Here is a 5,509-nt window from a genome sequence, read left to right on the forward strand (position 1 = left end):
GGTGGACTCCTTGCTGTTCGCGGCGCGCATTGCCGCTACGGGCTACGCCCTTCGCGCCAATGCGCGCCAGCATGAAAAACCAACCACTGTCAGATTTAGTCTAGTCCACCGCACTTAACCTGCCGTCTTTGCCAACCGACAACGCGATCCCCAACCGAGTTTAGGGTACCCGCCGCGGCTACATCGAAGGGTGTGTCCGCCCGCGCTTGGCACATCGGCGGGCGGACTATGGCCGATGCGCCCCGACCACAAGCATATACATCGTTCAGCGTCGGGGAGCAACGGCAAATCGGCAGAGTCACGCCCCAATCCGCGCGAGTGAGGGCAAACACCATTTCGTTCGACTACTTCGGCCCCCCAAGATAAGGGTTGTTCGACGTGGGCGCTGGTGCCGGATCTGCAGTGCCCGGCCGCTGGCGGTCCTTCAACGAATCGGAGTACTGGCTGACAGCCGTTGAGAGCTGCAGTTGAGAGTTCAGATTCGCGCCACTCAGGCCCGCGGCCTGATTGATGGCCTTCGGCATAACGTCGGCTATGAACTCTCCGAAGTCCATCTTCGAGAAATCGAGCTGCGCGATCTGCGCCTGCGTGAAGCCCGAACAATTCGGCGATTGAGCGGGCCCCCAGCTAATTCCGAGCTGTGCCTTGCCTTGCACGTTGATCAACTTCGCCAGATGAGAGTTGAACACGCACATGCCGTCCTTCGTCTCGACGCACATTCCGAGAATCCGCTTGTTGCAGTACTGGCCGACCGTGTAGTAAAGATTCATCGCCTTGATATATGGGATGTTGTTCTGCACCTCGGATTGGCAGTAGTTGGAAAGCCAGTTCAAAGCGAACTGCATCCCAAGTTGCAGCGCGAACAGACCCGGATTGAACGCGATCACGAAGTTACCGGCGGACCATGAAAGTGTCCCAGCAGCCGCAGCGCCTTGTGCTGCCGCTTCGGTTCCGTAAAACGTCAAGCTCAACCCATAGATTGACCCCAAGCTCGTTCCGGCCGAAGCAGCAGTTGAGAATCCGGCCGCCGCGGTCTTGTCGGCTCCAGCGAAAAACTGGCCCCACATCGACGTTGCCTGTGCATTTGCGGCGGAGAAATACCCGGCCGTGAAATTCGGCAGGTATGCGGTACTCTGCGACGCCACGCCGGCAACCCCATAGAGCGTGGAAAAGCTCATCGGTGCGTTCGCAAGGGCATCGAATGCATATCCGGACCCAAGGATATTCGAGATGGCACCAACGGCTTGCGCCCCCTTGCTGAGGTACATCGCAGTTCCCATCGTACCGGCACCCTGGTTGCTTGGTATTGCTCCACCCTCCTTGATCTTCTCCGGGGTCAGTCCCATCGTGCCGCAACACGAGATCGTGTTGCCCAGCAGCCGCGAGCAAGTTTGTGGCTTGCCATTGAACATGGTCAGGCTCGCAACGTCGCCGTAAGCGGCCCCCTCCCGCGCCGTCTCCATCAACGCGACCACCATTCCGAAATCCTTGTCCGGATTCAGGTTCCCGCAGACCTGAACCTCATTCGACTGCGCCGGCTTGATCTCGCACTTGTAAGTGTTGATCCACGACGTCGGCGCGCCGTTTGGCGCCGTGGTGTCCTGGACTGGAGATGAGCCGACGAGTTGGCACTTGGGATTGTTCTCGTACTCGGTACAGTCCGACGCCCGGTTCTTTGTAATGCACTGGTAGGTCCGTTGCCACGCCCAGCAGTCGCGATAGATATCCAAACCGTTGATGTTGCGGGTCTCTGGTCCCTGCGTACATACCTGGTTGGCCTGCGCGCAGTCAGACGAACTCGAGTAAGCGCTGCACGCAGAATCGTTGATCGTCTCGCTACGGATCTGGTACGTCGTCCCCTGGAAGATGACGCCGGGCAGGTTATCGAAGCGTTCGTTGTAGCACTGATACTGCGCGGTCGTTTCCAGAACGTCGCCGTTGAAGGCCGTCTGGGCCGGAACAGCGCTGATCTGCCCACAGCCACCCTGCACCAGCGGCTTGCAGTAGTCCTGGTTGTTCGTCTCAACGCACTGCCACTGCTCCGCGTAGTTCCAGCAGTCTCGATAGATGGGCAAGCCGTTGATCGACTTCGTACCGCTGTCTGTACAAGTGCGGGACAGCAGTTGGCAGGTGCCGGCTTGCACCTGGTTGCAACCGAGACCGAAAAGAGCGGTGGCAATCGATAGAGAAGACAGAATGGCTTTGACGTTTTCCACAGGTTCCTTCCTTCAAATCCGCTTCTTCCTAAAAAAATCTCTTCTCTAGTTAGGGTGTCTGGGGAACACCTATTCGTCGAAAATTGGTGTTCCCCAGACACCAGTTCAGTTGGAATAGGTGTTTGTCAGACACGTGTTCGCTATACATGTGAATAACTTCATGACCTCGTCGGAAACTTCGCACGTAAAAAATCCAAAGCTGCGGCAGTGGCCTCAGTCCCGATGTTGTTGACAACAACGACATCGCCTTCAGATTGAGTTACGTTGACCTGCAGATGCACGATCTGAACGATCTGCGCGCCATTTTTTCCATCCCCGACCAGCAACTGGCGCAAGTTTTCCGTTGCCGCTTGGGTTCGAGTAGGTACGTAGTCCCAAGTCGCAATGGCCGTAGACTGGCCTTTGTCATCGCGAATCGGAACCTTCTCTTTCAAGCGGTACTCGTTTTGGCGCCCGCGCTTTTTCCTTTCGAGATACCCCATCCCCTCAAGCGTCTTGAGACTGCGAATCACTTTGCTTTTGCTTACTCCCGATTCGTCAACAATTGTGTCAATCCCCGGGAATGCCCAACCTGTCTTGAGGTCTGCATGGGTCTTAATTACTGAATAAACGGTGAATGCATAAGCCCCCATGCGAGCGACCTCGCCGCTCCGAACCATGGCTTTGAAGATATGCACCCAAACCGTATCCGCTTGGTAGGTGGAAGCGCCGCTCGGGACGACGCTCATACCGACTCCCGCCGCACGTTCACAGAAGAGCTGTTCATCCCGGAGCTCTTTCTCGGACGTCCTATACGGTTTTGGGATTGCTCCACACAGGTGGTGCCATCACGGGAACGGCAAACTTCGGTAGCATCGGCTGAGACGCTTGCATGCTCGCGGATCCACGCTCGGACTGTCCCGAGATGCCAGACGAGACGCCGACCAAATACCCCTGCCCGCTTGGGTAGCTTGGAATCGAAATCCAGTCCCGTCTTTTGCGCCTGCTTTTCTCTCCAACGGAGTTGATACAGTGCAGCCGGTGTAATGCGAAGCATGTCCGCCAGTTGAACTGCATCGATGAGGACATCGTCATCTTGCTGAACAGCGTGTTGGGCTTGATCGTGGGCTAGGCTCATAAGGACGTCTCCGTCACAACGTGCCAACCATTTCACTGGGAATCACATGAAATCGGAAAGGCAAAAAATCCCACGGGTCCGGGTAGCTATTTTTTGCCGTTGCTTGCGTCTGCACTGAACGCGACGACATCGATTATTTTCGTTATGATGGCCGCACATCCTCTCTCTGCATCACAGCAAATATGAACGCGATCATGCAAGACGCGGATCTCGACTGGGATTCGCTGTGGGATTCGCCGGATGACGAAAGTAGACCTGCGGTCAAAGGCGGCCGCCATAAGAAGGATCCAGTCCTAGACGAGGCAGACCGCCGCGCGACTCAGACGCTCTTCCGATGGCTAATGGTTTATCTACAGCCATCGATGCATGCCCCACAACAAAGGCGGAGAGGAAAGCGGCAGAGACAATACGTCGCCTGCATGCTGGATCGCATTGGACAATCGAACAACGACGCATACGGCAACCCTGATGTGGAGCTCGTCAACCGCCGTTTGAATGGGAAGCGCCCAATGCCTCCGGAGCGGCGATGGGCGACTGCGCATGGCTTGGTACAGATCGGAGCGTTGTCCATAGAGGATCTCGATCTACTAAAATTGCACGCTCCGGACGCAGTTGGCCGGCCATTTGAGTTGATGGAATCGCACAAGGAGCGTATTGATCAGCTACGAACTCAGTTGACGCGTGCGCGGGCGAATTTCGAGGACGCGGTACGTTCTATTCAGAAACTCATGTACGGCATTGACAACCAGTATCCCGTGGTCGTCGACACTGCGACTCCCGCCCGAGACCTAGATCTTGAGGCAATCCGTGACTGGGAAATCGGCCGAAGTGAGAGATTGGACGAGGTAAACGAACGGCTGATGAGTGCACTGGAAGTTGTCACCAATTTGGCCTATCGGCACGACTCTTGGACGGGTGTACTTCCTAGAATCCGGAGACCCGAAATGACGCGCCGTCTGCGCGATCGTCTCCGCCGCGAGTTGCACTATGTAGGTCTACCTGACGACGACGATCTGCCATAGATCTACCACAATCAGATCGAGAGATGGTGTTAGCCAAGGTTGACTCCAGAGATCAAAAGCGTAGTAAAATCAAGTGACTGCAGGAGAGATGGCGCGAGAAATATAGCCCGTTTTTCGAATCATAATCCGCAGGTCCGGGGTTCGAGTCCCTGATTCGCCACCAAAAAATCAAAGGGTTAGCTTCGGCTAACCCTTTGTCGTTTCTGGCCTCTGTCAACGAAGTGTCGACGGCACTCCACCGGAGACATTGGGCCAGCGCCGCGCATGAAAACTATACACGCGCCCCAGTCAGCCCAAGCCACTGCTTACTCAGCATAGCAACTGCTATCGCGTGCCTCGGTCTAGTCGGCTCAAGCTGCTCGTAGCCGAGCAACTTGACCTGGTCCGCACCATGTCAATTTGACTCGATTGCCGTGATATTCGGTACTCAAGCATCGACCACCGCGCTCCGCGGCAACCGCCTGCATGTCCTCTATCGTTCGGCGCTTCGCGAGATTCGCGCAATGCCAACACCAGGCCCCGCCAAGCACTATGTGCGCCCACGTCGTCCATTCATGTCCGCGTGCGCATCGGAATCGGTACTTCGTACGCGGTCTTTTAACGACGCCCCTCAGCGGTTGAGGGCAGCAGGCATTCTCCAAGGCATGAGATCGGCGTAGTCGTCGGCAGTTGCAGCGAGCGGTAACCTGGTGAACAGCCAGACCAGATAGCGATATGGCTCGACTTCGTTCGCCTTGCACGTCTCGACGAGGGAGTACAGGTTGGCGCTGGCCTGCGCGCCGGCAACCGTATCGGAGAACAACCACCCCTTGCGGCCGACGACGAACGGCCGGATCGCGTTCTCGCACAGGTTGTTCGAGATCGGCCAGTTGCCGTTACCGACGTAGCGGACCAGCTTGGGCCACTGTCCGCTCATGTACTGCAATGCCTTGCCGAGCAGACTCGACGGCACGACGCCTGGCAGATGCTCGACCAGCATGCGCTCGATGATGGTGAGCACGCGGGCGCTGTACCGGGCGCGCAGTCGCTGCCGGCGTTCAGACTTCCACTTCGCGCTGCGCGCCTCGGCCGCGAACAGCTTCGAGTCGCTTGAGCAGCAACCAGAAGCCATTGCCACCCCAGCCGAGAATCTTGATGCGATCACGACGTCGGTA

4 protein-coding genes and 1 pseudogene are annotated in these 5,509 nt (G+C 56.9%); 1 reads left to right on the top strand and 4 read right to left on the bottom strand.

What is annotated here, in order from left to right; all coding sequences use genetic code 11:
- Positions 1–344: 344 nt before the first annotated feature.
- Together traN and WS68_RS04905 are read right to left on the bottom strand one after the other, a co-directional pair.
- Positions 345–2,216 (bottom strand): conjugal transfer protein TraN, encoded by a 1,872-nt coding sequence (gene traN, locus WS68_RS04900; RefSeq protein WP_059569727.1) that lies wholly within the window; start codon positions 2,214–2,216, stop codon positions 345–347.
- Between the two features lie 158 nt (positions 2,217–2,374).
- On the bottom strand, positions 2,375–2,944 hold the full coding sequence (locus tag WS68_RS04905) for a helix-turn-helix domain-containing protein (protein WP_059569728.1): 570 nt from the start codon (positions 2,942–2,944) through the stop codon (positions 2,375–2,377).
- 583 nt (positions 2,945–3,527) lie between these two features.
- On the opposite strand from WS68_RS04905, the gene WS68_RS04910 reads away from it, so the two are divergent.
- The gene (locus WS68_RS04910; protein WP_156429339.1) at positions 3,528–4,355 is read left to right on the top strand and encodes a hypothetical protein; all 828 of its coding nucleotides are present in this window, start codon (positions 3,528–3,530) and stop codon (positions 4,353–4,355) included.
- 610 nt (positions 4,356–4,965) lie between these two features.
- On the opposite strand, the pseudogene WS68_RS04915 reads toward WS68_RS04910, so the two are convergent.
- A pseudogene (locus tag WS68_RS04915) lies at positions 4,966–5,436 on the bottom strand (IS66 family transposase); the annotation flags it as partial.
- The gene (locus tag WS68_RS29515) at positions 5,393–5,491 is read right to left on the bottom strand and encodes a hypothetical protein (RefSeq protein WP_442857146.1); all 99 of its coding nucleotides are present in this window, start codon (positions 5,489–5,491) and stop codon (positions 5,393–5,395) included. The gene WS68_RS29515 and the pseudogene WS68_RS04915, both read right to left, overlap by 44 nt.
- Positions 5,492–5,509 lie beyond the last annotated feature (18 nt).

Origin of the sequence: Burkholderia sp. TSV86 (genome assembly GCF_001522865.1) — a bacterium.
In the GTDB taxonomy this organism is placed as follows: domain Bacteria; phylum Pseudomonadota; class Gammaproteobacteria; order Burkholderiales; family Burkholderiaceae; genus Burkholderia.